This is a genomic window from Bacillus sp. FJAT-28004, assembly GCF_001280845.1.
Lineage (GTDB): Bacteria > Bacillota > Bacilli > Paenibacillales > Paenibacillaceae > Pristimantibacillus.
In genome coordinates, this window is record NZ_LGHP01000014.1 from 1 (window position 1) to 3,089 (window position 3,089).

At 42.1% G+C, this 3,089-nt stretch carries 4 protein-coding genes; all 4 read left to right on the forward strand.

Annotation, left to right across the window (positions count from 1 at the left end):
• The first annotated feature begins 129 nt into the window (after positions 1–129).
• Positions 130–756, forward strand: a complete 627-nt coding sequence (locus tag AC787_RS32790; protein ID WP_054029191.1) for a hypothetical protein — start codon at positions 130–132, stop codon at positions 754–756.
• A 16-nt stretch (positions 757–772) separates the two neighbouring features.
• Positions 773–2,176 carry a DNA cytosine methyltransferase gene (locus AC787_RS32795; protein ID WP_054029192.1) on the forward strand — a complete coding sequence of 468 codons (1,404 nt, stop codon included), beginning with the start codon at positions 773–775 and terminating at the stop codon, positions 2,174–2,176.
• 81 nt (positions 2,177–2,257) lie between these two features.
• A complete protein-coding gene (locus tag AC787_RS32800; protein WP_054029193.1) occupies positions 2,258–2,773 on the forward strand; it encodes a hypothetical protein in 516 nt (171 codons plus the stop codon).
• A complete protein-coding gene (locus AC787_RS32805; RefSeq protein WP_054029194.1) occupies positions 2,766–3,074 on the forward strand; it encodes a helix-turn-helix domain-containing protein in 309 nt (102 codons plus the stop codon). Before AC787_RS32800 ends, AC787_RS32805 begins: the two co-directional genes overlap by 8 nt.
• The last annotated feature ends 15 nt before the right edge of the window (positions 3,075–3,089 follow it).

A 3,089-nucleotide genomic window follows, 5' to 3' on the forward strand; every position in this document is an offset into this window, starting at 1 on the left:
AGCGGCGGCCAACTGCTTGTTTCACCGGCAAGACCTTAAGGATTTCCGCTCATCGCCGCTTGGGCTAGACCGGCAAACGATACCGGATATTAGGGTAGGACTAAAAATTTATCAAAAGGAATGATGAGGATGAAAAATATCGGCGGATTGGTTGTTATTACGAAGCGTCAAGCTACAGCGTTAGAAGCAGCAAAGTTATTACCAGCGTTCATAATTGTAGATACCATGTTGGCTGCTCAAACAGCGAATATTAACGGATGGGCAAATGAATATACAGCTCTAAATGGTTTGGAATGTGATACAATGCGGCGCGCTCTTACAGAAGGCTATACTACAGACGTTCGCATAAAGAAGATAACCATTACCCGTGGTGAAGGACCGAGCAAGCTTTGCGGCATTCCTTATTTTGCTGATACGTGGGAAGGCGCTAACGAAATTCTAGCAAAAATGGCTATCCATGCACCCGATTCTGGCGGATACGATAAAACCGATTTTGACATTGAATTTAACAACGGTGAAACCTACAGAGGCACATACGATTTGAAGTATCAAGATAGAATTTACGGGGATCTTTACCGCCATGTAAAGGACAATTGTGAATTCTATGCAGGCAAGTGCAATCCATTACCGTCACACATTAAAAGTGAAGCTGTCTATCTTCAGATCATTGGTGATCCTAAACAGCAGCAGCCATATCGAGATTTTTTGGAAGATGTCCTATATCCAAGTACTAAATTAGCGCTTGGTGAAGTTTAACGAGAGGATGATAAATATGGGCGTTAAGGTTATAAGAAATATAATGACTGGTCTTCACAGAGAAAACACCCGTATTTTCATAGAACCAGTTACCTTAGAGGCAGCTGGTTTTAAGGTGGGAGATTTGATATCTCAAGTTATTACAAAGGATGCCGTAATCCTTAGACTTTCAGATGAAAAAACAGGGCATACCATTTCAAAGCGTAAACGTCCCAGTTGGACACGTGAAAGGCCTTTATACGAAACGTACAGTAAGAACATTACTTTGGTCATTCAACCAAGAGAACGTATTGATATGCTCGTTAGTGATGGAATGATTGTGATTCGAAAAGAACGATCATTTGATTTGTTCGTGATCGAACAACCGCAGCTGCAGGGAGCTGGTCTACAAAAGCTCAGGTTATATTCAGGTCCAAGCGGCGGCGGTTTTGCTACAGCCGCAGCGGTTGATACTGGCCTCTATGAAGCAGTTGGAGGTGTAGATATTTCGGCGGCAGCTATTGCAGCCTATATGCATAATTTTAAAGCAGGATGTGTGTTTCTAGGTGATCTGACGAGGAAGCACAGCGATTATATTCCCCAATCGGATGTATGCTGGTTATCGCCTTCTTGCGTGGAATACTCCAGCTTGGGTACGCTTACTGATGGCATAACGGAAGGCCACGGCCCTCATTTTGCTAGGATCGCGATGGCGACAGGAGCAAGTGCAATTATCATTGAGCAAGTGCCAGCGTATTTTAAGAGCACATCATATAGGCATTTGAAAAGTATAATAAAGCCATTTTTTCCGATCGTTCATGAAACGACCATTGATGCCTACAACGTAGGATCCGTTGCAAGTCGCACACGGGGATATGCTGTTCTCTTTCGTGAAAGAACGGATTTTCACTGGCCACAGATGCCAAGATTAACTGAACATCGACGTAAGAGTGTCGGGCAAGTAATCGGTAAGGATTGGATAAACGGTGATTGGAGACCGATTGAAGGGACGGTAATGCATGGACTTCTAAATAAAACAGGCAATAACAATTTTAAAAGTGAGAAAAATCATACACTCGTCGGGCTAGATAGTAAACGGATTTCAGCCATTGTTGCCAGTTATCGAAAGTATCAAGTTACTAGCTCTTATCTCAAGCATCCTGAGAAAGAAGAGTGGCGTCCATTTCGATCTGATGAATTAGCCGCTTTGTTAAATGTTCCTGCCTTCTATGAGTTTCCTGACTGGATGACCGAAGGGGATAAGACAAAACTAATTGGTCAAAGCGTTGATTGTGATGTGGTCAGATCGATTCAAATTGAGGTCGCGGCAGCACTTATGGGAATGAGGTACAAACAAATATCAAAATCATTGAGGGTCGCTCCGTTGCCCATTGATTCTTTATTACAAGATGAGAGCGGACAATTCGCATTTCATTTTTAGGATGAATAACACATCAGTAATTAAGAATCGAGATACCTAGTCCATTAGAAGAAGGGAGGGAACGATATTTAGGCGCTGATATTGCGTTTTTATATCGTATACGATATGATAAAAACAGTAATTGAGTTTATTAACGACCCTAAAACAGATAAAAAGCAAGTTCTTGATCTGATACGGGAACTTGGATTGAAGGGGCAGCAGGACGCTGATATTTTACAGTTGTACATGCTTATCATTCGCGGCTTACAGTTTTTAGAGCGGTTCGGCTTGCAGGAGGCCTTTAAAACTTATTTTAAGACACATAGGGAAGATGGACTTCCTTACACCATCATGCTGGTAAAAGAATTACGCGATCATATACCATTAATTGAATTCCGTGTTAACTGGCAGGGGATCGGGGCATTCAGAGCTGTATTTTTTGAACATCAAATGAATGAGCAGCAAATTTTATTCTTTGTCAAAGCAGTTGTGAAGAACAGGACATTCGATTCTGAATTCGAACGTATTGTTCAAGAGACTGAAAGCATGTATTCCGATTTTTTGACTCATCCGGAGAAATACCAACTTAACTTAGTGGGAGATGGTCAAATTGACTAAACGACTTGGTGATGATTTTAAAGCGCTACAGCAGGAAGCAATGGCGATTCCAGAAGTGCGGGAATACCTCCAGAGCTTTTCGGTAATCATCGGTGATATTGTCTATGCGCGGCGTATGCAGCTCAATTTATCGCAAAAGGAGCTCGCTGAAAAAGCGGATACGATTCAAGCCCGTATTTCGATGATTGAAAAAGCGAGTGGGAATGTGAGCCAAGATGTCTTGGATCGAGTTTTCCGAGTATTGCAGTTACAAGATATTCATGTTTCATTTAACGAAGAAGCAGCTACGCTGGCCAACTAGGCAGGCGTTTTTTTT